The sequence below is a fragment of the Microvirga pakistanensis genome (assembly GCF_004458765.1).
GTDB lineage: Bacteria > Pseudomonadota > Alphaproteobacteria > Rhizobiales > Beijerinckiaceae > Microvirga > Microvirga pakistanensis.
In genome coordinates, this window is record NZ_SPJX01000531.1 from 1 (window position 1) to 223 (window position 223).

A 223-nucleotide genomic window follows, 5' to 3' on the forward strand; every position below is an offset into this window, starting at 1 on the left:
TCTTCCGAGAGCATCGAGTTGATGACCTCATAGCGGGCTTGGGTTTCCGAGATGTGGTTGAGCGGCGTGTAGCGCTCCTCGTTCTCCTGGTCCGTGAGAACCGAGTGGCGCTGAGAGAAGGTGCCGCGCTCCACATCCTGGCCGGACAGGCGCACGCGATGGCCTTCGAGCAGGAGCGAACCGAAGGCAAGCGCCTCGGCCATGGCCCAGTCGAGCCCCTCGC

Annotated in this window: 1 protein-coding gene; it reads right to left on the reverse strand. The window is 64.6% G+C overall.

What is annotated here, in order from left to right; translation table 11 throughout:
• The coding region (locus E4K09_RS23690) for a hypothetical protein (RefSeq protein ID WP_134500155.1) at positions 1–223 on the reverse strand (223 nt) is incomplete at both ends.